17 protein-coding genes and 1 pseudogene are annotated in these 23,354 nt (G+C 69.4%); 9 read left to right on the forward strand and 9 right to left on the reverse strand.

The window, feature by feature from the left end:
* Window positions 1–29 precede the first annotated feature (29 nt).
* Window positions 30–1,331 (reverse strand): ABC transporter substrate-binding protein, encoded by a 1,302-nt coding sequence (locus RN51_RS10300; RefSeq protein WP_045263940.1) that lies wholly within the window; start codon window positions 1,329–1,331, stop codon window positions 30–32.
* Window positions 1,332–1,544: 213 nt separating this feature from the next.
* Between RN51_RS10300 and RN51_RS10305 the strand changes: the two genes are divergently transcribed.
* Complete coding sequence (locus RN51_RS10305) at window positions 1,545–2,855, forward strand: glycoside hydrolase 5 family protein (RefSeq protein WP_045263941.1); 1,311 nt, start codon at window positions 1,545–1,547, stop codon at window positions 2,853–2,855.
* Between the two features lie 31 nt (window positions 2,856–2,886).
* Here the strand turns inward: RN51_RS10305 and RN51_RS10310 are convergent, their stop codons facing one another.
* On the reverse strand, window positions 2,887–3,918 hold the full coding sequence (locus RN51_RS10310) for a LacI family DNA-binding transcriptional regulator (RefSeq protein WP_045263942.1): 1,032 nt from the start codon (window positions 3,916–3,918) through the stop codon (window positions 2,887–2,889).
* 159 nt (window positions 3,919–4,077) lie between these two features.
* On the opposite strand from RN51_RS10310, the gene RN51_RS10315 reads away from it, so the two are divergent.
* Together RN51_RS10315 and RN51_RS10320 are read left to right on the forward strand one after the other, a co-directional pair.
* The gene (locus RN51_RS10315) at window positions 4,078–7,071 is read left to right on the forward strand and encodes an alpha-mannosidase (protein WP_045263943.1); all 2,994 of its coding nucleotides are present in this window, start codon (window positions 4,078–4,080) and stop codon (window positions 7,069–7,071) included.
* A gap of 148 nt (window positions 7,072–7,219) precedes the next feature.
* The gene (locus tag RN51_RS10320) at window positions 7,220–7,630 is read left to right on the forward strand and encodes an MmcQ/YjbR family DNA-binding protein (RefSeq protein WP_045263944.1); all 411 of its coding nucleotides are present in this window, start codon (window positions 7,220–7,222) and stop codon (window positions 7,628–7,630) included.
* Window positions 7,631–7,685: 55 nt separating this feature from the next.
* Here RN51_RS10320 and RN51_RS10325 read toward each other — a convergent pair whose 3' ends face one another.
* A complete protein-coding gene (locus RN51_RS10325; RefSeq protein ID WP_045263945.1) occupies window positions 7,686–8,273 on the reverse strand; it encodes a hypothetical protein in 588 nt (195 codons plus the stop codon).
* Between the two features lie 122 nt (window positions 8,274–8,395).
* On the opposite strand from RN51_RS10325, the gene RN51_RS10330 reads away from it, so the two are divergent.
* Entirely contained in the window at window positions 8,396–9,628 is a 1,233-nt protein-coding gene (locus RN51_RS10330) for a glycosyltransferase (protein ID WP_045264048.1), read from the forward strand.
* Between the two features lie 6 nt (window positions 9,629–9,634).
* On the forward strand, window positions 9,635–10,867 hold the full coding sequence (locus RN51_RS10335) for a glycosyltransferase (protein WP_045263946.1): 1,233 nt from the start codon (window positions 9,635–9,637) through the stop codon (window positions 10,865–10,867).
* 40 nt (window positions 10,868–10,907) lie between these two features.
* Here the strand turns inward: RN51_RS10335 and RN51_RS10340 are convergent, their stop codons facing one another.
* Both RN51_RS10340 and RN51_RS18540 read right to left on the reverse strand, forming a co-directional pair.
* Complete coding sequence (locus RN51_RS10340; RefSeq protein WP_045263947.1) at window positions 10,908–11,390, reverse strand: hypothetical protein; 483 nt, start codon at window positions 11,388–11,390, stop codon at window positions 10,908–10,910.
* Window positions 11,391–11,425: 35 nt separating this feature from the next.
* On the reverse strand, window positions 11,426–11,587 hold the full coding sequence (locus tag RN51_RS18540) for a hypothetical protein (protein WP_197073230.1): 162 nt from the start codon (window positions 11,585–11,587) through the stop codon (window positions 11,426–11,428).
* An 85-nt stretch (window positions 11,588–11,672) separates the two neighbouring features.
* Between RN51_RS18540 and RN51_RS10345 the strand changes: the two genes are divergently transcribed.
* Entirely contained in the window at window positions 11,673–12,647 is a 975-nt protein-coding gene (locus tag RN51_RS10345; protein WP_045263948.1) for a GlxA family transcriptional regulator, read from the forward strand.
* A gap of 30 nt (window positions 12,648–12,677) precedes the next feature.
* Here RN51_RS10345 and RN51_RS10350 read toward each other — a convergent pair whose 3' ends face one another.
* Window positions 12,678–13,379 (reverse strand): NRDE family protein, encoded by a 702-nt coding sequence (locus tag RN51_RS10350; RefSeq protein ID WP_045263949.1) that lies wholly within the window; start codon window positions 13,377–13,379, stop codon window positions 12,678–12,680.
* A gap of 68 nt (window positions 13,380–13,447) precedes the next feature.
* On the opposite strand from RN51_RS10350, the gene coaBC reads away from it, so the two are divergent.
* Both coaBC and RN51_RS10360 read left to right on the forward strand, forming a co-directional pair.
* Window positions 13,448–14,647 carry a bifunctional phosphopantothenoylcysteine decarboxylase/phosphopantothenate--cysteine ligase CoaBC gene (coaBC, locus tag RN51_RS10355; protein ID WP_045263950.1) on the forward strand — a complete coding sequence of 400 codons (1,200 nt, stop codon included), beginning with the start codon at window positions 13,448–13,450 and terminating at the stop codon, window positions 14,645–14,647.
* A gap of 127 nt (window positions 14,648–14,774) precedes the next feature.
* A complete protein-coding gene (locus tag RN51_RS10360) occupies window positions 14,775–16,997 on the forward strand; it encodes an ATP-dependent Clp protease ATP-binding subunit (RefSeq protein ID WP_082066548.1) in 2,223 nt (740 codons plus the stop codon).
* A gap of 69 nt (window positions 16,998–17,066) precedes the next feature.
* Here the strand turns inward: RN51_RS10360 and RN51_RS18705 are convergent, their stop codons facing one another.
* From RN51_RS18705 to RN51_RS10375, 3 genes and pseudogenes are all read right to left on the reverse strand, one after another.
* A complete protein-coding gene (locus RN51_RS18705; protein ID WP_045264050.1) occupies window positions 17,067–17,654 on the reverse strand; it encodes a nitroreductase family protein in 588 nt (195 codons plus the stop codon).
* A gap of 135 nt (window positions 17,655–17,789) precedes the next feature.
* Window positions 17,790–18,698 (reverse strand): annotated as a pseudogene (locus tag RN51_RS18710) (transporter); the annotation flags it as partial.
* Window positions 18,699–18,769: 71 nt separating this feature from the next.
* Complete coding sequence (locus RN51_RS10375) at window positions 18,770–19,678, reverse strand: LysR substrate-binding domain-containing protein (RefSeq protein WP_045264052.1); 909 nt, start codon at window positions 19,676–19,678, stop codon at window positions 18,770–18,772.
* 148 nt (window positions 19,679–19,826) lie between these two features.
* Between RN51_RS10375 and RN51_RS10380 the strand changes: the two genes are divergently transcribed.
* Window positions 19,827–23,297 (forward strand): proline dehydrogenase family protein, encoded by a 3,471-nt coding sequence (locus RN51_RS10380; protein ID WP_045263951.1) that lies wholly within the window; start codon window positions 19,827–19,829, stop codon window positions 23,295–23,297.
* The last annotated feature ends 57 nt before the right edge of the window (window positions 23,298–23,354 follow it).

Here is a 23,354-nt window from a genome sequence, read left to right on the forward strand (position 1 = left end):
GCTCCTGGTGCCGGTGTCCGCGCGCATGCTCACTGGTCCACGCGGTTGGCGTTGGCGTACTCGACGATCTTGTCGAGCTGGGCCTTCGGGTCCGCCTCGCCATTGACGGCGAGGGCGATCTGCTGGGTCATGTACGTGGCCATGTCCGAGGTCCACTGGAACGGCAGCGCCTTGGCATCCTTCATCGCACCGAACACGGTGTCGATCGCGGCGAGCTGCTTCGGATCCGTCACGGTCGAGGCGATGCTGTCGACGACCTGGTCTCCACCTTCGGCCGTGCCCGGCGCGGTGCCGACGGCCAGCGACGAGAACGCGACCTGGTTCTCCTGGTTCGTCGCGAACTCCGCGAACGCGAGCGCGGCTTCCTTGTTGTCGGAGTCGGCCGAGACGTTGAGTCCCTGCACGTACAGGGGTGCCACCCCGAGGCGCGGCGTGGCGACCGTGTTCTCGAGCAGTGCCGGGGCGTCCTTCTGCAGGTCGGTCGTGAACCCGGTGCCGCCGGTCGTGAAGGCGACCTTCTCCTGGATGTAGGCCTCGGCGTTCCCGCCGTAGTCCCCGGTCAGTGCCTCGGCCGGCATCGCACCTGCCGCGTAGGCGTCCGCGTACTTCTGGATGATCGCCGCGGCCTCGTCGGTGTTGAAGTCGAACTCGCCCTTGTCGTCGATGACCTCCATACCGGCGGCCGTGAACGTGTCGAGGGCCGGGATGGACGAGAGCAGCTGCACCTTGCCGCCCGACTCGGTCGCCACGTCCTCGGCCAGGGTGAGGAGCTCGTCGACCGTGGTCGGCAGGTTCTGCTCGGTGACCCCGAACGGCGCGAGCTGCGCGAGGTTCCACCAGGAGGCGTCGCTGGAGAGGTACCACGGGAGGCCGTAGGTGCCCTCCACGCCGGGGTAGGCGCTGTAGGCCTCCCAGGCGCCGGTGTTGTAGGAGGACTTCAGCTCGGGATCCGCGGTCTCCAGGTCGACGAGCTTGCCCGCGGCGACGAGCGGGTAGGCGATGTCCGGCGGCAGGTTCAGCACGTCGGGCAGGGTGTCGGCGTTCGCCTGGCTCAGGATCTTCTCCTGGTAGCCGTCGCCCGGCTGGTCGAGCCACTCCACCGTGACGTCGGGGTGCTCCTTCTCGAACGCGGCGATGAGGTCTTCGAAGTACGGGGTGAACTTCTCGTTCTTGAGCGACCAGGTCTGGAACTGGATCTTCCCGCTCAGTTCGCCCGACGTGTCGATGGGCCCGGAAGCCCCGGAGGATCCGCCGCCTCCCGTGCAACTCGTCAGCGCCAGAACGCCGATGCTGAATGCTGCCAGAGCGACTATGCGTGTGGGAACTTTCATCGTGCTTCTTCCTCGAGGCGGGCGAATCCGCGTAGCAGCCCGATCGGGACTACAACGCTTTAGCAGATGAAACCATCCGATTCCGTCCCTGTCAAGGCACCCGGCCGCGAAGGCACTGTCCGTGTATAGAGAGAGGTGCAGGGTCTGTTGCTCAAGCGTTATAGTGGTGCGAAATCCGCCCTCCTCGGAGGACCTGTCCGAAAGGCCTGACACATGACGCAGCGCGGCGCCCTCGATGCTCCTCTGAGGTTCGGGGCCAACTACACGCCGTCGAAGAACTGGATGCACTCCTGGCTCGACTTCACCCCCGACGACGTGCGCCGCGACTTCGCCGCCCTCGCCGAGCTCGGTCTCGACCACGTGCGGGTGTTCCCTCTGTGGACCGTGCTGCAGCCGAACCGCACCCTGATCCGCGACACGGCGATCGACGATGTCCGCGCCGTCGTCGACATCGCCGGCGAGTTCGGCATGGACGCCAGCATCGATGTGGTGCAGGGCCACCTCTCCAGCTTCGACTTCGTGCCCTCATGGCTCTACACCTGGCACGACAAGAACATGTTCACCGACCCTCGGGCGCTCGAGGGGCAGGTCGCGCTCGTCGACCGCCTGGGGCGAGCGCTGCGCGAGGCGCCGAACTTCCTCGGGCTCACGCTCGGCAATGAGACGAACCAGTTCTCCGCGCACACGCATCCGTCGCCCTGGCCGGTCACGCAGGACGAGGCCGGGGGATGGATCAGCGCGTTGCTGTCGGCCGCGGAAGCCGCAGCGCCAGGGCTCCCGCACGTCCACAGCGAGTACGACGCGGTCTGGTACATGGACGGGCACGGCTTCACCCCCGCCCACGCCTCCCGGCTCGGGGCGATGACCACGATCCACTCCTGGATCTTCAACGGCACCGCACAGAGATACGGTGGGCGCTCCATCGCGTCGGATCGTCATGCCGAGTACCTGATCGAGCTCTCCCGCGCCTTCGCGACCGACCCCGACCGGGTGGTGTGGTTGCAGGAGGTCGGCGCCCCCTCGAACTGCCTCACCGACGACGAGATGCCGGGCTTCCTGGAGGCGACCGTGCGCTCGGCCGCGCGCACCGAGAACCTCTGGGGCATCACCTGGTGGTGCTCGCACGACGTGAGCCGCGACCTCGGCGACTTCCCCGAACTCGAGTACACCCTGGGGTTGATCGGTCAGGACGGCGCCGCGAAGCCCATCGGTCGGCGTCTCGCCGAGCTCATCCCCGAACTGCGCCAGCGCGTCGCGCCGCCCACGAGGGACACCGCGATCGTGGTCGACGTCGACGAGCGTGAGGTTCCCGTGAGCCGCGCGGCACTGAGCCCAGGGGGTGCCGTGTTCCAGGCATGGGTGGACGCGTGCGCCGCCGGACTCGACCCCACCCTGGTCACCTCCCGCGATGCACTCGACCCTGTCGCGCTCGAAGGGCGGGGCATCCGTCGCCTCATCCGTCCCGACCTCTCGGCGGATGTCGTCGATCCCTACGGCTCGGTCAACACGGTCGTTCCCGGCTGATCGAGTCGGGCGTGCGGCTCAGTTCGTGGGCTCAGTCCGTGCGGGTGGGCGGAGCCGTGCTCTCGCGTGCGGTGAGCACGGGGGTCGGGCCCTCGACGCTGGGCAGGTTCGCTCCCGCCTCGATCTGCTGCAGCAGCAGGGTGGCGGCACGCTCGCCGAGCTCGAACGTGTCGCGGGTCATCGCCGTGATCGACGGATTGATGAGCCCGGCGATGACCGAGTCATCGAACGAGGCGAGGGAGACGTCGCGAGGAACAGCTCGACCCATCTCCTGGGCGACCCGGAGGCCGGCGACCGCCATCACGTCGTTGTCGTAGACGATGGCCGTGGGGCGCTGTCGCCCTGACAGCAGCGTCCGCGTCACGGCGGAGGCACGTGCCGGGGAGAAGTCCGTGGTGATGACCTCGCCCTCGAAGCCCTCGGCTGTCATGCGATCGAGCACTTCGGCGCGCAGTCGGGTGTGCTCGAGCTCGGCCGGTCCAGCGACGTAGGCGATGCGAGCGTGCCCCAGCGCGGCGAGATACGAGAAGAGGGTCTCGGCCACCGTGTCGTCGCCGATCCAGACGCTGGGCACCGAACCATCGGGCGACGGCTCCGACCCGATCATGACGGCCCGTGCGTCCAGCGCCTCGATGCGTCCGACCCGGGGGTCGTCTTCGCGGGGGTCGATGAAGATGAACCCGTCGACCTGGTTGGAGGAGCGCCACTGCCGGTGCACCTCCATCTCCTCGGCGACGTCGGCCACGAGTCTCAGCTGCAGGCTCACCTTGCTCTCCGACAGACGCGATTCGATGCCGGCGATGAGGTCAGTGAAGAAGGCCTCGGAACCGAGGGAGCGCGCGGGCCGGGCGAGGGCGAAGCCCACCGTGTTGGCGCGGGCGCCCACGAGCGCTCGTGCCGCGGAGCTGGGCTGCCAGCCGTTCTCCTCCACGATCGAGAGGATGCGCTGCCTGGTCTCGTCGCTCACGCCGGGACGGCCGTTCAGCGCGAAGGAGACGGCACCGGGGGACACCCCGGCCATGCGCGCGATATCGGCGATCGTCACGCGTTTCGCCGGACTCATAGTCCCTCACCCTACTTGATCGGTTTAGCCTCGGGAAAGACATGACGACGTGCCTTAGACTCTTCCACTAGATCGCTTTAGTACAACAGATAGCATTCACGTACGGCGCATCACCGCAGACCCGAATCAGCCCTCACCGTCGAGCCCGGAGACCCACTCATGCATGACGACACCTCGCTCACCGTCGGCCGCGTCAAGCGCGTTCTCGAGGAGCGCATCCGCCCGGCGATCCACTCGGCCTCGGTGCCGCTCGACGTGGAGGTGCACGAGTTGCCCGGCGAGCCCATCGCACCCGCCGAGGGACCGGCTCTCGACTACGCGCCGAGCACCGTCGGCACCCCCTGGGGTCCTGCCTGGGGCACCACCTGGTTCAAGCTGACCGGGCAGGTTCCCGCCGAGTGGGCCGGCCGACGCGTCGAGGCTCTCATCGATCTCGGCTTCGACGTGAACATGACCGGCTTCCAGTGCGAGGCCCTCGCCTACCGACCGGACGGCACGCCGATCAAGAGCATCAACCCGCGCAATCAGTGGGTGCCGATCGCCGAGGCCGCCGCCGGTGACGAGCCCGTCGAGCTCTACCTGGAGGGCGCGTCGAACCCCGTCCTCCTCGACTACCACCCCTTCCTGCCGACGCAGGAGGGCGACATCCTCACCTCCTCGAAGGAGCCGCTCTACCGCGCCCGCCGGATGGACCTGGCGGTGTTCGAGCCCGAGGTGTTCGACCTGTCCCTCGACCTCGAGGTCCTGTTCGAGCTGCAGGCGGAGCTCCCCGACACGTCACCGCGCCGTATGCGCATCCTGCAGGCCATGGACGACGCGCTCGACGTGCTCGACCTGCAGCACATCGTGGAGACCGCCGGCGACGCGCGGGCTCGGCTCGCGGATGTCCTCGCGGCGCCGGCTGAGGCCAGTGCGCACCGGATCTCGGCCGTGGGCCACGCACACATCGACTCGGCGTGGCTGTGGCCGGTGCGCGAGACGATCCGCAAGGTTGCGCGCACCACCTCGTCCATGACCACGCTCATCGAGGAGCAGCCCGAGTTCCAGTACGGCATGTCGAGCGCGCAGCAGTACGCCTGGATCAAGGAGCACCGCCCCGAGGTGTGGGAGCGGGTCAAGGCCGCGGTCGCCGCCGGACGCTTCCTGCCGCTGGGCGGCATGTGGGTGGAGTCCGACACGGTGATGCCGACGGGGGAGTCGCTCGTGCGGCAGTTCTCGCACGGGCAGCGCTTCTTCGAGCGCGAGTTCGGCATCCGGTCGAAGGGCGTGTGGCTGCCGGACAGCTTCGGCTACTCGCCGGCCCTCCCGCAGCTCATGCGCCGTGCGGGGTTCGAGTGGTTCTTCACGCAGAAGATCTCCTGGAACCAGCAGAACGTGTTCCCGCACCACTCCTTCCTCTGGGAGGGCATCGACGGCTCGCAGGTGTTCACGCACTTCCCGTCGATGGACACCTACAACTCGCAGCTCAGCGGCATGGAGGTCGCGAAGGCCTCGCGGCAGTTCAAGGAGAACCGTCTCAGCTCGCGGTCGATCGCCCCGGTCGGCTGGGGTGACGGCGGCGGCGGCACGACGCGCGAGATGACGGGCAAGGCAGAGCGGCTGCGTGACCTCGAAGGCAGTGCGCAGGTGGTGTGGGAGCACCCGGACGTGTTCTTCGACGCCGCCAAGGCCGAGCTGCCGAACCCGGCAGTGTGGGTCGGCGAGCTCTACCTCGAGCTGCACCGCGGCACGCTCACGAGCCAGCACGCCACCAAGGCGCTGCACCGCTGGGCCGAGCACGCGCTGGTGGAGGCCGAGCTGTGGGCCGCGACCGATGCCGTGCGCACCGGCGCCGCGTACCCGCAGGCGGAGCTCGATCGGCTGTGGCAGGCCGTGCTGCTGCACGAGTTCCACGACATCCTGCCCGGCACCTCGATCGCGTGGGTGCACCGCGAGGCCGTCGCCGTGCTGTCCGACGTGCTGTCGGATGCGCGCGACATCGCCGACGCCGCACGCCGGTCGCTCGCCGGCGAGGGTGACCGCGAGCTGCGATTCGAGCCGACGTCGGTCGGACGTGGACGGGCGCTCGGGGCGGCGTTCGTCACCGACTCCACCGCGACTCCGGTGTCGCTGAAGGAAGAAGACGGCGGGTGGCGCCTGGAGAACGATCTCGTGTCCGTGCTCGTCTCGGGCGAGGGGCTGATCGTCTCCGCCGTCGACAAGGCCACGGGGCGGGAGACGGTCGCGCCGGGCAAGGCCGCGAACCTGTTCCAGCTGCACCAGGACTTCCCGAACATGTGGGACGCCTGGGACATCGACCGGTACTACCGCAACAGCGTCGATGACCTCACGGCGGTCTCCTCCATCGAGGCATCACTCGTGAACGGTGTCGCGCGCATCGTCGTCGTGCGCCCGTTCTCGGAGTCGACCATCACGCAGACGATCCTCCTCGCGCCCGACTCGCGCACGGTGCTGCTGCGCAACGAGGTCGACTGGCACGAGACCGAGAAGCTGCTCAAGCTCGCGTTCCCGCTCGACATCCAGGCGTCGCACACCGAAGCCGAGACGCAGTTCGGCTACCAGGCACGCGTCACCCACACGAACACCAGCTGGGAGGCGGCGAAGTTCGAGACCTCGATGCACCGCTTCGTGCTGGTGCGCGAGCAGGACTTCGGTGCGGCCCTCGTGAACGACTCGATCTACGGGTACGACACGACGCGCGAGGTCGGCGACGACGGGGTCACCACCACCGTGCGGCTCTCCTTGCTGCGGGCGCCGCGCTTCCCCGACCCGGACACCGACCACGGGCTCCACGAGATCGAGGTCGGCTTCGTGATCGGTGCCGACGCCGCGATCGCCACGGCCGAGGGCATCCGGATCAACGCACTCCCGACGACGGTGCGCGGTGCACGCGAGATCGAACCGCTGGTGGAGGTGCAGGGCGAGGGCATCGTGGTCTCCGCCGTGAAACTCGCCGACGACGGTTCCGGCGACGTGATCGTGCGCGTCTACGAGGCGCTCGGGCGTCGCGCGGTCGGCGAGCTGTCCGTCGGCTTCGACCACCGCGAGGTGCGCGAGGTGAGCCTGATCGAGGACGACATCGACGACGCGCGCACCGGCGGCGAGCTGCGACTGCGGCCGTTCGAGGTGCGGACGCTGCGCGTCGTGCGCTGAGCAGGCGGCGCGGGATCAGGCGGAAACGCGGGATCAGGCGGAACTTCCGCGAAAGTGCCTGATCCCGCGTGTGTGCCTGATCCCGCGTGTGCGGGTGATGTGCGCGGGCCCGTTGTGTCGGCCCGGCGAGCGGGTGCACGATGGCGGGATGGTGAGCATCGATGACGTGCGCGCGATCGCCCTCGCCTTGCCGGGCGCCGAGGAATCCGTGGGCGGTCACACCGGAGCGGCGGCCTGGCGGCTGAAGAGCGGCCAGTTCGCGTGGCTTCGCGGACCGAGAGCGACCGATCTGCGTCAGCTCGCCGAACTCGGACGGGAGTGGCCGGCCGGTGATGTGCTCGCGGTGCGTGTCGCCGACCTCGAAGAGAAGGACGCCCTTCTGGCCGCCGAGCCGGATGTACTGTTCACGATCCCGCACTTCGACGGGTTCCCGGGACTGCTGGTGCGCCTCGACGTCGTCCACCGCGACCGGCTCGAAGAGATCATCACCGACGCGTGGCTGGTTCGTGCCCCTGCGAGAGTCGCGAAGGCATGGTTGGATTCGCACGGACTGGAATGACGCGGGATGCGATCCGCGGCCTCCCGGGAATCACGCGGGGAGCGGGAGAGTGATGTCAGGCCGGTGGCAGGCGCAGCACGTCGGGGGACTCTCCGCCCGTGAGGTCGTCGGCGATGCGGAGGCTGCGCGCGAGGTCGTCGAGCGCACCGATGAGCGTGCCGAACCGCTCCTTGTCGCTGCACACCGCGGTCAGGGTCACCAGGTGCGTGCCGGTGTCCCAGGTGTAGGTCGCGAACGGCGGTGATGCGGGCGACGGCGGCATCGGGACGAGCAGCTTCTCGCCCGCGCCGAGCCTGGTCGGAAAGGAGGTCGTGTCGTCGTACTCCATCGGCATCGAGGCCCGGGCTATGCGCACGTCGGGGGTCAGCACCTGCGCGGTCGCCATCGCCACGACCAGCTCCGGTTCCGCCTTCCAGGTCCACACCAGCACACGTCCGTCCGCGCGCTTCATGAGCATCGGCGCCGCCTGGCTCATCGCCCACGCGCCGAACCTCGATCCGGGTCGCTCCGCGGCACCGACCGCGGCGTTCACCTGGCCGAGCAGCATCCGGATCGCGGCCTTGCGATGCCGGCGCCCCTTCCATCCGAGCGAGTCCGTCACAGGGATCCACAGCTGGGGGTCGGCGTCGGCACTCAGTCGCATGTCTCCACGGTAGCCGTCGCGTCTGAGTGATGCCCGGTATGCCTCGGCGGCGCGATCAGGGCCCTCGGGTAGAGTTGCCACCGCCCGACCAGGGCTTCTCCTTGGCCGCCACCCCGTTAGGCATCTCTGTGACCTCCTCCGACGATCCGATCGATCCGTCGAGCGGCCCCGCCGCCGAATCCGCGCCCCGACCGTTGAAGATCGTGATCGGCTGCGACACGTTCGCGCCCGACATCAACGGCGCCGCCCGCTTCGCCGAGCGCCTCGCCGCCGGCCTCGTGCAGCGCGGACACGACGTGCACGTGGTGGCCCCCAACCAGGCTTACCGCCGCACACAGCCGCACACCGAGGTGATCGAAGGCGAGCCGATGACCCTGCACCGGCTGCCGTCGGTGCGCTGGGCCCCGCACGACTGGCTGCGATTCGTCTGGCCGTGGCGCTCGAAGCACTACGCCCGCACGGTGCTCGACCGGGTGCAGCCCGACGTGGTGCACATCCAGTCGCACATCGTGATCGGCCGCGGACTGTCGCGTATCGCCCACGAGCGGGGCATCCCCGTGGTCGCGACCAACCACGTCATGGCCGAGAACATCCTCGATCACACGACCATGCCCAAGTTCATCGACGACCTGGTGCTGAAGTTCGCCTGGGCCGATGCGAAGCGCACCTTCGATCTGACCAGGGCGATCACCACGCCCACCCGCCGCGCCGCCGACTTCCTCGAGAACACCGTCGAGGTGCAGGGGGTCATCCCCGTCAGCTGTGGCATCGACCGCTCGCAGTACACCCCGGTGCTCGGCCCGCGTGAGAAGAACCGCATCGTCTTCGTCGGTCGCCTCACCGCCGAGAAGCAGGTCGAGGTCATCCTCCAGGCCATGACGAAGCTCGACCCCGCGCTCGACACGACCTTCGACATCGTGGGCGGTGGCGACCAGCGCAAGCAGCTGGAGCACCTGACCACGCAGCTCGGACTCTCCGACCGGGTGACCTTCCACGGCCGCACCAGCGACGAGGACCTGCGAGCGCTGCTGTCGCGGGCGAGCCTGTTCGTGATCGCCTCGATCGCCGAGCTGCAGTCCATCGCGACCATGGAGGCCATGGCTTCGGCCCTGCCGATCGTCGCGGCGGATGCGGTGGCCCTCCCGCACCTGGTGCACGACGGCGAGAACGGCTACCTGTTCGAGCCGGGTAACGTCGATGAACTCGCGGCGCGCCTCACCGACGTGCTCACGGCGGAGCCCGCGGAGTACGAGCGGATGCAGCAGGCCTCGCTCGACGGCGTGCTGATCCACGACATCAACCGCACCCTCGACACCTTCGAGGCGCTGTACCGCGACGAGCCGCTTCCGGAGTAACGCGCCATGCACATCGTCTTCTTCGGCGATCAGCACCTCGACTCCCTCGGGGGTGCGCAGGTGTCGATGCGGCTCCAGCGGGAGTTCCTCGAACGCGCCGGTCACACCGTGACGGTCGTGGCTCCGAAGATGCACGGTTCGCGCGCCTCGTCCGGCACCCACGGCGGCGCGTACGTCGACCTGCCGTCGATCCCGATCACGACCGATCGCGAATACTCGATGAGCTGGCCGGGCCGCGGCACCGATCGCTTCCTCGACAAGGCCATGACCCGCCGCCCGCCCGTCGACCTGGTCCATGTGCAGGCCGACTTCTGGGGAGCCTTCATCGGACACCGGTATGCGCAGCGCCACGGCCTCCCGGTCGTGCACACGATGCACAACCGGGTCGATGTGGGGATCGCCGCCGTCACCCCGCTGCATCGCCCGGTGCTCGCGGCGCTCAACGCCTGGCGTGGAATCGCGCTGCGGGGCGTCGGGGTCCCCGTGAAGGGAAGCGACGGGTGGACGTTCCTGCGCGGTCTCGCCGCCGGAGCATCCGCTGTGACCGCCCCGTCGACGCATTTCGCCCGCCGCCTCGAGCAGCACGACGTCTTCCCGCACGTCGACGTGATCTGGAACGGCATCGACGACGACCTCCGCGAGCAGACCCTCGCTGAAAAGCCCGCCGACCGCCGGCCAGGGCGACCGCGGTTCGTCTGGCTCGGCCGGATGAGCCCGGAGAAGCGCCTGCTGCCGTTCCTCGAGGCGTTCGTCGCTTCGGGAGTGGATGCCGACCTGGAGATCATCGGAGGAGGTGCTCAGCGTGCCGCCGCCGAGAAGATCGTCCGCGCACGCGACGGCGTGCACTTCGCCGGCCGCCTCACCTACCCGCAGACGCTGGAGCGGATCGCCGCCGCCGATGCGCTCGTGCAGACGTCGATCGGCTTCGAGACCCAGGGGATGACCCCTTTCGAAGCGGCCACCCTGGGGACACCGTCCGTGATCTGCGACCCCGATATCGCCGCGGAGCTCGGTGGCGGGCTCTGGGCTGTTCCTGAGCCCGGCGTGGACGGAGAGTCGCACTCCGGGGTGGAGCTCGAGGCTCGCCGTCGAACCGCGCTCGCCGAGACGCTGCGACAGGCCGCAGCGGACATCGCCGGAGGGACGGCTCCGGTGCCGCTTCCCGAGGTGGCCGAAGCGTTCCGACAGTCGTCACGCACCGCGGCGATGGTCGAGGTCTACGAGCGCGTGACCGCGTGATGTCGCGGGAAACGAGTGCCGTCGCTTCGGTGCGGCAGTCTCAGAAGAACCGGTAGAAGAGCGACGAGGCCCAGGTCGTCACCATGCCGATGGCGCCGACTCCGGCGATGCCGATCGCGATGCCGGCGAGCAGATGCGGGGCGGGACGGCGCACGGCGACGAGTCCGAGGATGAAAGCCAGGACGTATCCGACGAGGCTCACCGCAGCGACAAGGCCGGAGATGACGCTGTACCAGCCGTAGCCGTCGGCGGCGAAGTACGCGAACGGTGCCGTCAGCGAGACGACCAGGTTGACGGCGAACGCGATCACGGCGATGAGGAACGCGACGCGTCCGAGCGGGTTCCCCGTGTCGACAGGGTGCGGCGGATAGGGCGGCGCAGGATAGGTCGGCGCGACATATGCCGGTGTGGTGGGTCCTGGGGCCGCAGCGGTCTGACCTCCCGGATGGGGTGCCGCCGGGTACTGGGGTGCCGCGGGCAGGTGCGGGGCGGGGGGACCGGAAGGTTGCTGAGGCTCGCTCATGACGACGAGCGTAGCCCCTGAGGCCGTGGCGGCGGTCAGCGGTAGACGTGCCTCGACTCGGCTTCGTGGCCGGCATCGCGTCCGGCGACGCGCGTCCAGTCGGTCGGGGTGCGGTGGTATCCGTCGCGGCGCAGTTCGATGAAGGTGGCGACCGTGGCCCACCCGGCGAGGGCGAGGAGTGCGATGAGGAGTATCATGGCAGAAACGCTACGTTCGATGTCGAACAGCCACGAGTGGCAGAATAGACTCCTTACGTATGAAAACTGCCAAACGGGAGTGTGCATGAAGACGGTCGCCTGCGTCATCCAGGATGGGTTCGCGCCCTTCGAATTCGGAGTGGCCTGCGAGGCGTTCGGCCTCGACCGCGCCGACGACGGGGTGCCGAACTTCGACTTCCGCATCGTCGCGCCCCGTGCCGGCGTCGTGACGTCGAAGATCGGCTTCTCGGTGAACGTCGAGCACGATCTGACCTTCGCCTACGAGGCCGACCTCGTGGTGTTCTGCCCTCTTCCCCGGGAGAACTGGGGCGACGTGGATCCGCTTCTGGTCGACCTGGCCCGTCACGCGGTCGACCGCGGCGCGTGGGTGATGAGCGTGTGCAGCGGGTCGTTCATCCTCGCCGCCGCCGGGGTGCTCGACGGTCGACGTGCCACCACGCACTGGATGTACGCGCACGTCATGGCCGACATGTATCCCCAGATCGATATCGACCCCGATGTGCTGTTCGTGCAGGACGGCAAGATCATCACCAGTGCCGGCACCGCGGCGGGCATCGACGCCTGCCTGCACCTGCTGCGCCAGGAGGTGGGCGCCGAGCTCACCAACCGGATCGCCCGACGGATGGTCGTGCCTCCGCAGCGCGACGGCGGGCAGGCGCAGTTCATCGATCGCCCCATCCCCGTCGTCCCCACCGATTCGCTCGCCGCGGTCGCGGACTGGGCGGTCGAGCACCTGCGCGAAGACCTCGGTGTCGACCAGCTGGCAGCCAGGGCGCTCATGTCGCCGCGCACGTTCGCCCGCCGGTTCAAGGCCGAGTACGGTGCCACGCCCGCGGCATGGCTCGCGCGTCAGCGCATCATCCACGCGCAGCGGATGCTGGAGCGTACCGACCTGCCGCTCGAGCACATCGCCGACGAGTGCGGGTTCGGGTCGGCGGCCGTGCTGCGGCAGAACTTCGCCCGGGTGCTCGGGCTGACGCCCACCGCCTACCGTGCGCGGTTCTCCTGTGCCGAGGAATCAGCGGTGCCAGCGGCCTGAGCGGGCCAGTGCGCTCCTCGGCCCCTTTCTCTACTCGCTCCAGTGGGCCGGCGAGGGCAGCGCGACGTCGCGCACCTCGATCCCGTCCGGGGTGACCGCGGCGATGCAGTAGAGGAGCGACTGGGTGGGGTAGCCGTGCGGCCGGTTGTCGCGGATGATCGCCCTGTCGTCCTCGGGAGGCAGCTCGGTCGAGGATGCGAGCAGCGCTGTCCACTCGGCCGTCCAGTCGTCGCTGTCGGCGGTCGGGCCCAGAGCGCGGAACTCGGGCAGCCACGCCTCGATCCGCGGAGTCGTCGCGTCGTCGAGATCGTCGTGGGCGATCATGTGCGTGCCGGGTTCGATGGGCGTCTCGCGCAGGTCGACGCCGTCCCACGACAGCACTCGCGCGCCGTCCGGGCCCACCTCCAGCAGGTTGAAGCCGTGCATCGGGAGGGGTGCGACCGGAGAGTGGCCCGTCACCGATTCCAGCGCGAGGGCGCCGCGGGACACGGCGTGCGCGGCGGGGAGGTCACGCACATCGGCGCGGTTCAGCAGCACGGCGAGTCTTCCCTCTGCGGGGTTCGCGGCCAGCCACGCCCCGCCTGCTCGACGGTCGCGGATGCCCACCACGCCAGGAAAGTCGTCCGGCCACCAGGCTCCGAGGGAGTCCCAGGCCCGCCGCGGGTCCTCGTCGCGGACCGCGAGAAGTCGTGCGGATCCGGCATTCTCGACATCGATCACGACCGTGCACACGGCATCAAGTCTAGGTCGGTGACGCGATCGTCGGCCCGCGGCGGTGGATGCTGGGGCAGAATCGAGACGTGAACATCGTGGTCGGAGTCACAGGCGGCATCGCCGCGTACAAGACGGTGCAGCTGGTGCGCCTGCTCACGAAGGGCGGGCACGACGTGACCGTGGTGCCCACCGAGGATGCGCTGCGCTTCGTCGGGCTGCCCACCTGGGAGGCCATCAGTCGTCACCCCGTGACCACGAGCGTGCACGAGGACGTGGCGCGGGTGCGGCACGTGGCTCTCGGCCAGGCGGCCGACCTCGTGATCGTGGCGCCGGCGACCGCGAACTCGATCGCGAAGATCACCGCCGGCCTCGCCGACGACCTCCTGGGGACCACCCTGCTCGCGACCGAGGCTCCGGTGCTGATCGCTCCGGCGATGCACGCCGAGATGTGGCGGAACAGGGCGACGCAGACGAACATCGCGACGCTCAGGGAGCGCGGCGTGCACCTGGTGGGTCCCGCCGACGGGGAGCTCGCCGGAGGCGACAGCGGTCCCGGGCGGATGTCGGAGCCCGAGGAGATCCTCGCTGCCGCGCAGGCCCTGCTAGTCCCCGGCGATCTCGCCGGCGTGCGGGTCCTGGTCTCCGCCGGCGGCACTCGCGAACCGATCGATCCCGTGCGTTTCCTCGGCAACCGCTCCAGCGGCCGGCAGGGCGCGGCGCTTGCCGCGGAGGCGGCCGCTCGCGGAGCCGAGGTGACCCTGGTGTCGGCGAACATCTCGGGTGACGTGCTCGCCGACGTGCGGCATCCGTCGATCCGCGTCGTCGGCGTGGGCTCCGCGGCCGAGCTCGCAGACGCGATGAAGCGTGAGGCGCCCGAGGCCGACGTGGTCGTGATGGCCGCCGCCGTCGCCGACTACCGTCCCGTAGCGGTGTCGGATCGAAAGCTCACCAAGGAGGGCGGGGGAGTGCCGGCCATCGAGCTGGTCGAGAACGAGGACATCGTCGCGGGCCTGGCCTCGGCGCGCCGACCGGGTCAGCTCGTCGTCGGCTTCGCAGCCGAGACTCCCGAGGACGAGGCCGAACTGCTCGCACGCGCTCGCGGCAAACAGCAGCGCAAGGGCGTCGACCTGCTCGTGGTGAACGAGGTCGGCTGGGAGCGCGGGTTCGAGAGTGCGGAGAACGCCGTGCACATCCTGGGCCCCGGGGGTGCGGTGGCGGCGACCGTCTCCGGCTCCAAACGCGCTGTCGCGTCCGCGATCTGGGACACGATCGGACGGGAGCGCTGACGAGGCAGACGGACTGGAGGAGAATCTCGGCGAGTGCTAAACTTGAGTCAACAAGACTCAACTTTGATCCCGTTCTCCGACTTGGTGGACGGGAGACGACCAGAAGGAGCAACTCCAGGAGGAGCGCATGACCACCCCGCAGACCGGCAACCAGAACCAAGAGCAGCAGTCCGCCCTCGAGCAGTTCGGCATCAACCTCACCGACCGTGCCCGTGAGGGCAAGCTCGACCCCGTGATCGGACGCGACAGCGAGATCCGTCGGGTCAGCCAGGTGCTCACCCGACGCACGAAGAACAACCCCGTGCTGATCGGTGAGCCCGGCGTCGGCAAGACCGCCGTCGTCGAAGGCCTCGCCCAGCGCATCGTGGCTGGCGACGTCGCCGAGTCCCTCAAGGACAAGGAGCTGGTCACGCTCGACATCTCCGCCCTCGTGGCCGGCGCCATGTACCGCGGGCAGTTCGAGGAGCGGCTGAAGCAGGTACTCAAGGAGATCACCGAGTCCGACGGACAGATCATCACGTTCATCGACGAGTTGCACGTGCTCATGGGCGCCGGTGGCGGTGAAGGATCCGTCGCGGCCTCCAACATGCTCAAGCCGATGCTGGCGCGGGGCGAACTGCGACTGATCGGCGCGACCACGCTCAACGAGTACCGTGAGTTCATCGAGAAGGACGCAGCGCTGGAGCGCCGCTTCCAGCAGGTGTACGTCGGCGAGCCCACGGTCGAAGACACGATCGCGATCCTCCGCGGCCTCAAGGGGCGTTACGAGGCCCACCACGGGGTGACCATCTCCGACAGTGCTCTCGTTGCGGCTGCGGCTCTGTCGAACCGCTACCTGCCCGCACGTCAGCTGCCCGACAAGGCGATCGACCTGATCGACGAGTCGATGTCGCGGCTCAAGATGGAGATCGACTCGTCGCCCGTCGAGATCGACCAGCTCAAGCGTCAGGTCGACCGCATGAAGCTCGAGGAGCTCGCCCTCAAGCGCGAGAAGGACGCTGCGTCCAAGGAGCGACTGAGCGCCTTGCGCGAGCAGCTCGTCGGCATGGAGCGACAGCTCGCCGAGCTCGAAGCCCGCTGGGCGCGCGAGCGTCAGGGGCTGAACCGGGTGGGTGAGCTCAAGAAGCAGCTCGACGACGCGATCACGCAGCGCGACCTCGCCATGCGCAACGCCGACTACACGAAGGCGTCGAAGCTCGAGTACGAGACGATCAAGCGCCTGGAGCGTGACATCGCGGAGGCCGAGCAGGCGGAGGCGACCGCGTCGAGCGAGCCCCGCATGGTCAACGAGCAGGTGACGGAGGAGGACATCGCGGCCGTGATCGCCGCGTGGACCGGTATCCCCGTCGGCCGCCTGCTGCAGGGGGAGAGCGAGAAGCTCCTGCACCTGGAGAACGAGCTCGGCAAGCGTCTGATCGGGCAGAAGGACGCCGTGAAGGCCGTGTCGGACGCCGTCCGCCGCTCGCGCGCGGGGATCAGCGACCCCGGTCGGCCGACCGGATCGTTCCTGTTCCTCGGCCCGACCGGTGTCGGAAAGACAGAGCTGGCCAAGGCGCTCGCGCAGTTCCTCTTCGACGACGAGCACGCCATGGTGCGCATCGACATGTCGGAGTACGGCGAGAAGCACTCGGTCTCGCGACTCGTCGGCGCCCCTCCCGGGTACGTCGGCTACGAGCAGGGCGGTCAGTTGACCGAGGCCGTGCGTCGTCGGCCGTACAGCGTGATCCTGCTCGACGAGGTCGAGAAGGCGCACCCCGAGGTGTTCGACGTGCTGCTGCAGGTCCTCGACGACGGTCGGCTGACCGACGGACAGGGGCGCACGGTCGACTTCTCGAACGTGATCCTGATCCTCACCTCCAACCTGGGCTCGCCCATCCTCATCGACCCGGTGCTCGCACCCGATGAGAAGCGCGACCAGGTGATGGCGCTCGTGCGGCAGGTGTTCCGTCCGGAATTCCTGAACCGCCTCGACGACATCGTGATGTTCTCGGCTCTGAGCGAAGACGATCTCGCGCAGATCGTGGAGCTCTCGGTCGACCAGCTGCACGACCGGCTGCGCGACCGTCGCCTCACCCTCGCGGTGACCCCGGACGCGCGGGCCTGGCTCGCCGAGCGCGGGTACGACCCCATGTTCGGTGCCCGTCCGCTGCGCCGCCTCATCCAGAGCGAGGTGCAGAACAAGCTCGCGACGGCACTGCTGTCCGGCAACGTGCACGACGGCGACACGGTTCGCGTCGACGTGGCCGCCGACGGGATGGGCCTCGTGCTCACCTCGACGACGCCGCAGCCGGAGCCCGCGGCCGAGTCCGACGACGATGAGGTGATCGAGGCGGAGCTCCTCGAGGACTGATAGGGACCGGCAGGCAATGGAAAGGCCCGGTATGCGTGACGCATACCGGGCCGTTCCGTGTGTCGATGCTCAGGCGCTGAGGACGACCGTCTCGTCGATGGGGCGACGCACGCGCGGGGCGACCTCGCGCTGCTGCAGCACCTCGGGCAGCGCCTCGACGTCGCCGAACTCGCCGACGGCGAAGACCGTGACCGGCGCGAAACGGGCCTCGAGGTCGGCGAACTCACGGACGACCTCGGGGTCGAAGCCGCTCATCTGGTGCACGAGCAGACCGTCGTGGTGGGCCTGCACCGAGAAGTGCGCGACGGCCTGGCCGAGGTCGTAGAGTGCGTGCGTGATCGGGGTGCCGTCGGGCGTGGCCGTCTCGGCGATCGCGACCACGAGCACGGCTGCGTTGCCGGCCCATGCCTGGTTGAACCCCATCAGGGCGTCGACGACCTGGGCGTGCAGAGCGGTGCCGCGGCGGGCGACGATGAAGCGCCAGGGCTGGCTGTTGTTGGCGGACGGGCTCCAGCGGGCGGCCTCGAGGGCGGTCGCGAGCTTGGCCTCGTCGATCGAGTTCTGCGCGTCGAAGGCGCGGGGGCTCCAGCGGCCGGCGAGGACATCGAGGACGGGGTGCTCGGTCGGAGCGGTGCGGTCGATCACGGGAGTGCTCACAGAAATGCCTTTCGAAAGGAGTGGATCGGACTCCTTCGTCCGGGTACACGGGAGCCAACAGATGCATGTGCATGCATATTCCCGGATCTTCCTGATGCCCTCGGCGGCCGGATTCCGCAGAGATCGGACCCCGATCGCGGCGACGAACAGAGTGACTGCGATCGCGAGCGCGACGGACACGGGGCCCGCGGCCGAGACCTCGGCGACGTCCAGCCAGGCGATCGCGTAGGTGGCGACGGCCGTGACGGGGAACGTGAACGACCAAAAGCCGAGGGCGAAGGGGAGACGGCGGTAGCGCGGGATGGTGGCGACCTGTGCGGTGACGAGGAGCACCGTGAGGCCGGCGAAGGCGAAGGACAACGGTGACGCGATGCCGTCCGTGAGGGCGAACAGCGCGATGCCGCCGACGGCCGGCGGGGCCATCAGCACGGTCAGCGCCGGGGTCAGCCCATCCGGCAGTGGAGGGCCTGCGACCAGACGCACGAGCACGAGCGAGGTCACCACGACCCAGAAGAAGCAGCCGACGCCGAACGCCGCCCATCCGAGAGCCCGCAGCCCGAGCGCCTCCGCGGCGGTCGCGGTGATGAATCCGCCCGCGACTGGCGGCAGGATGTACCCGCCGTGGATCGCGCCGAGCTCGATCCGACCGGTCATCCAGGTGCTCACCAACCAGCCTGCGTACCCGGCGGTGGCGATCATCGAGGCGATCACGATCGTCGAGCCCGCTGCAGGGAGCCAGGAGAGCATCCGGACGCCGATGAGCATCCCGACGAGCGGGAGGATCACGGCGAGCGGCGCCTGGACGGGGTCGCGGAGCTGCGCGCGCAGCGGCGCCCTGCTGAGGGCACCTCTCGCCGTGTGCGCGACGAGCAGCCCGATCGTCGTCAGAGCGGTCAAGCTCCAGAAGAGGGCAGCGACGGAGTCGGGGACGGGCGCGACCGCGGACGCCGCCGACCACGTCGATGCGACCCCCGCGAGGCCGAATGCGCTCGCCAGAGTATTCAGCGGGATCCTGCCCGGGCGAGTGCGTGTGGAAGAGGACATGTCGAGTAACCTCTGACATTTTACTTCCTCGTTCGCACGCCCGGCGTGGATCCCGGGGCTGGACGGCGAGCTCAGGCGGAGAGGTCGTGCGATGCGGCGTCGGCCAGCGCGCTGCGTACGGCGCGGATCGAGGGGGCGTCCGCCGACACGCGTCTCGCGGATGAGAAGATCTCGCGTCGAGGTTTCCGCGGCAGCGGCGCCAGGTCGACCGTCGGGGTGTCGCCCGCCCACACGAGCTCCGGCAGCAGTCCCACGGCCAGTCCGGCATGGATCAGCCGCACGTGCGCGGTGAGGTCGGCGATCTCGAACCGCACGTCGGGTTCGAACCCGGCGGTGCGGCACAGCTGCTCGGCCCAGGCGCGCGACGCCGTGCCGGCGGGTTCCAGCACCCAGGGTTCGTCGCGCGTCGACCACAGCGCGGCGACGGCATCGTCGTGCGTGGGCGCTCCGGGGCGACGCGCGAGGGCGATCGCGTCGTGGGCGAGCACCACGCGATCGAGGTCGGCGTGGATCGGGCGGGTGCGGCCGGGATACTGCTCAGCGAGGATGAGGTCGAAGTCGCGGCTGGACACTCCGACGAGTCCGGTCTCCGGGTCGGACTCGGTGACCTCCACTCGCAGGGCCGGATGACGGTCCTTGAGGGCCTCGAGCCCGCGGGGGAGCAGCGAGTGCGCCGTGGACTGGAACACCGCGATGCGCACGGTGCCCGTGACCTCGGTCAGGGATTCGGCGACGGCGACCTGGGCGTGCTCGAGCTGATCGAGGATGCCGATGGCCTCGGCGACGAGCACGTTCCCCTGCGGGGTGAACTGCACCCCGCGCCCCACTCGGCGCAGCAGAGGCACGCCCACGTCGCGCTCCAAGGCGCTGAGCTGCTGCGACACCGAGGCCTTGCTGTACGACAGGGCGTCGGCGACAGCTGACAGTGTTCCGCGACGGGACAGCTCCACCAGCATCCGCAGTCTGTTCACGTCGAGCACGGCGGGTCCTTCGTTCGGCACTCATCGTTCAATCTCACTGAACATAATTCACGCAAATCGGTTGATAGACGGAGCCTACCGAGCGGCAGGACAATGAACCAGCCCGCACACGAAATCCCGGTGTGCGCTGTCTTGGAAGGTCCCACCCATGCCTGTCGCCGCCGACACCACCACCCCCCGCACCGAAGACGTCGCCGCCCTGGTGCAGCGCTGGCTCGCCGAGAGCGAGACCCACCCCGTCGAGCCCGCTGCTCAGCGCCTGTCCGAGGTGCTCAAGGACCCGAACGGACTCGCGTTCACGGTCGGCTTCGTCGACGGCGTCATGCGTCCGGAAGACCTGCGCGTCGCCGGTCGCAAGCTCGCCGAGCTGAGCGACATCACCCCGTCGCTGCTGCCCGGCTACCTGCGGGCCGCGATCAAGACCGGTGGCTTCTGGGCGCCCAAGCTCCCCGGCGTGGTCGTGCCGATCTCGCGCCGTGTGCTGCGTGCCATGGTCGGTCACCTGGTGCTCGACGCCACGCCCTCCAAGCTCGGGCCCGCCATCGCCAAGCTGCGCAAGAGCGGCAACCGCCTCAACCTCAACCTGCTCGGCGAGGCCGTGCTCGGCGAGCGCGAAGCCGGGCACCGCCTGCAGGGCACCCGTGACTTCCTCGCCCGCGACGACGTCGACTACGTGTCGATCAAGGTCTCCAGCGTCGTGAGCCAGCTGTCCATGTGGTCGTTCGACGAGGCTGTCGCGGACGTCGTGGAGAAGCTCACCCCGCTCTACGAGCTCGCCGCCGCGGCCGAGGCCAAGGGCAAGGCGAAGTTCATCAACCTCGACATGGAGGAGTACCGCGATCTCGATCTGACGATCGCCGCCTTCACGAGCATCCTCGACCAGCCGGGACTTGCGAACCTCGAAGCCGGCATCGTGCTGCAGGCGTACCTCCCCGACGCGCTCGGCGCGATGCAGCACCTGCAGGAGTGGGCAGCCGCCCGCCGTGCCAAGGGGGGAGCGCCGATCAAGGTGCGCGTCGTCAAGGGAGCGAACCTCGCGATGGAGGAGGTCGACGCCGCGATCCACGGCTGGCCGCTCGCGACCTACGGCACCAAGCAGGACTCGGACACCAACTACAAGCGGGTGCTCGACTGGGCGATGACGCCGGAGCGCCTGGACGCCGTGCGCATCGGGATCGCCGGCCACAACCTGTTCGACATCGCCTACACCTGGCTGCTCGCACAGGCGCGCGGGGTGGCGGACCCGACCGGCGCCGATCCCCTCGTCGAGTACGAGATGCTGCTGGGCATGGCGACGGGCCAGGCCGAGGCCGTCCGCAAGGATGTCGGACGCCTGCTGCTGTACACGCCGGTCGTGAACCCCGCCGAGTTCGACGTGGCGATCGCGTACCTGGTGCGCCGCCTCGAGGAGAACGCCAGCCCGGAGAACTTCATGTCCGCGGTGTTCGAGTTGGCATCCAACCCCACGCTCCTCACCCGGGAGCGTGAGCGCTTCGAGCGTTCGCTGGCCGCGCTCGCGACCGACGAGCCGGAGCATGTCCCCGCCGCCCACCGGGTGCAGGACCGAACGGCTGAGGCTCTCGCTGGCACGACCACGGGCTTCGCGAACCAGGCAGACACCGACCCCGCCATCGCAGCGAACCGTGCGTGGGGCCGGGAGATCCTCGGCCGCTCGGTCGGGTCGGCCCTCGGACTCGACACGATCGCGCTCGCGAAGGTGGAGACGGACGCGGAGCTCGACGGCATCTTCACCGCGGCGACCGCAGCCGCCGAGAAGTGGGCGGCCCTGCCGGCCGCCGACCGTGCCGCCGTGCTGCACCGCGCCGGCGACGAACTCGCCGCACGTCGTGGTCAGCTCATCGAGATCATGGCGCACGAGGCCGGCAAGACCATCGCCGAGGCCGACCCCGAGATCAGCGAGGCCATCGACTTCGCGCACTACTACGCCGAGCGCGCGAAGGACCTCGAGGCCGTCTCCGGTGCCGAGTTCGTGCCGTCGAAGGTCACGGTGGTCACGCCTCCCTGGAACTTCCCGGTCGCGATTCCCGCAGGCGGTGTGCTCGCGGGCCTGGCCTCGGGCTCTGCCGTGATCATCAAGCCGGCCAAGCTCACCCAGCGCTGCGGTGCCGTGATGGTCGAGGCGCTGTGGGCCGCCGGAGTGCCGCGCGATCTGCTCGCGCTCGTCGACCTCGCCTCTCGCGACCTCGGCACGCGCCTGGTCGCCGGCCCCGCGGTGGATCGTGTGATCCTCACGGGGGCGTACGAGACGGCGCAGCTGTTCCGCTCGTTCCGCTCCGACCTGCCGCTGCTCGCCGAGACCAGCGGCAAGAACGCGATCATCGTCACGCCTTCCGCCGACCTCGACCTGGCGGCCGCGGATGTCGCCCGCAGCGCGTTCGGCCACGCCGGGCAGAAGTGCTCCGCGGCCTCGCTGGCGATCCTCGTCGGCTCGGTCGCCGACTCGAAGCGGTTCGAGCGTCAGCTGGTGGATGCAGTGACCTCGATGCGCGTCGGCCTGCCCGACGACCCCGCCACGCAGATGGGTCCGATCATCGAGCCCGCGAACGGCAAGCTGCTCACGGCGCTCACGAAGCTCGAGAAGGGCGAGCGTTGGCTGGTGGAACCCCGCAAGCTCGATGACGAGGGCAAGCAGTGGACGCCCGGGGTGAAGACCGGAGTGCGCGAGGGATCGTACTTCCACCTGACCGAGTTCTTCGGCCCGGTGCTCGGCATCATGCACGCCAAGGACCTGGACGAGGCGCTGCGTCTGCAGAACGCGGTCGACTACGGTCTCACGGCCGGCATCCACTCGCTCGACTCCGACGAGGTCGCCACGTGGCTCGACAACGTCGAGGCCGGCAACCTCTACGTGAACCGCGGCATCACCGGAGCGATCGTGCAGCGTCAGCCGTTCGGCGGCTGGAAGCGCTCGGCGGTCGGCGCCGGAGCCAAGGCCGGTGGCCCGAACTACCTCTTCGGTCTCGGCGAGTGGACCCCCGCAGAGCTTCCGGCTGCAGCGCCGGGTGCGGCTGTCGTCCCCGTCGTGCGTGCGCTGCTCGAGGCGGCGTCCTCCGAGATCGACGCGGCCGAGGCCGAGTGGCTGCAGCGCGCCGCCGCGTCCGATGAGCATGCCTGGATCGACGAGTTCGGCGCCGTGAGCGACAAGTCCGGCCTCGGGGTCGAGCGCAACCTGTTCCGCTACCGTCCCGTCGCCGTCGACGTTCGCATCGCCGACGACGCTCCTCTGGTGGAAGGCCTCCGTGTGCTCGCGGCCGCCCTGCGCAGCGGCAGCCCGTTCACGGTGTCGGCTCCGGCGCTGCCCTCTCGCGTCGAGAAGGCGCTGCGCGCGCACGGCGTGAGCGTCAAGCACGAGTCGGACACGGCGTGGACCAAGCGCTACGCCAAGGCGGCGAACTCGTGGCACCGCGTGCGTCTGGTCGGCGGCGACGCCGCGGCGCTCCACGAGGCGCTCGACGGAAGCCCGGATGTCGCGGTCTGGTCGCACGCCGTGACCGGGGCGGGACGGGTCGAGATGCTGCCGTTCCTGCACGAGCAGGCCGTGTCGATCACGAACCACCGCTTCGGCAACCCCACCACCCTGGCGGACGGCGTGATCTGACCCCATCCCCCCGTCGCCGAGACCCATCGGCCACAACGAAACCCACCGTCGCAGACG

Origin of the sequence: Microbacterium oxydans, assembly GCF_000956405.1 — a bacterium.
Classification (GTDB): Bacteria; Actinomycetota; Actinomycetes; order Actinomycetales; family Microbacteriaceae; genus Microbacterium; species Microbacterium oxydans_C.

Excerpts from the sequence above, each read along its gene's own strand:
- RN51_RS10325 (WP_045263945.1), bottom strand. The coding sequence starts at position 8,273 with ATGCGACTGAGTGCCGACGCCGACCCCCAGCTGTGGATCCCTGTGACG.
- RN51_RS10340 (WP_045263947.1), bottom strand. The coding sequence starts at position 11,390 with ATGAGCGAGCCTCAGCAACCTTCCGGTCCCCCCGCCCCGCACCTGCCC.
- RN51_RS10335 (WP_045263946.1), top strand. The coding sequence starts at position 9,635 with ATGCACATCGTCTTCTTCGGCGATCAGCACCTCGACTCCCTCGGGGGT.
- RN51_RS10300 (WP_045263940.1), bottom strand. The coding sequence starts at position 1,331 with ATGAAAGTTCCCACACGCATAGTCGCTCTGGCAGCATTCAGCATCGGC.
- RN51_RS10305 (WP_045263941.1), top strand. The coding sequence starts at position 1,545 with ATGACGCAGCGCGGCGCCCTCGATGCTCCTCTGAGGTTCGGGGCCAAC.
- RN51_RS10310 (WP_045263942.1), bottom strand. The coding sequence starts at position 3,918 with ATGAGTCCGGCGAAACGCGTGACGATCGCCGATATCGCGCGCATGGCC.
- RN51_RS18540 (WP_197073230.1), bottom strand. The coding sequence starts at position 11,587 with ATGATACTCCTCATCGCACTCCTCGCCCTCGCCGGGTGGGCCACGGTC.
- RN51_RS10320 (WP_045263944.1), top strand. The coding sequence starts at position 7,220 with ATGGTGAGCATCGATGACGTGCGCGCGATCGCCCTCGCCTTGCCGGGC.
- RN51_RS10345 (WP_045263948.1), top strand. The coding sequence starts at position 11,673 with ATGAAGACGGTCGCCTGCGTCATCCAGGATGGGTTCGCGCCCTTCGAA.
- RN51_RS10380 (WP_045263951.1), top strand. The coding sequence starts at position 19,827 with ATGCCTGTCGCCGCCGACACCACCACCCCCCGCACCGAAGACGTCGCC.
- RN51_RS10315 (WP_045263943.1), top strand. The coding sequence starts at position 4,078 with ATGCATGACGACACCTCGCTCACCGTCGGCCGCGTCAAGCGCGTTCTC.
- RN51_RS10360 (WP_082066548.1), top strand. The coding sequence starts at position 14,775 with ATGACCACCCCGCAGACCGGCAACCAGAACCAAGAGCAGCAGTCCGCC.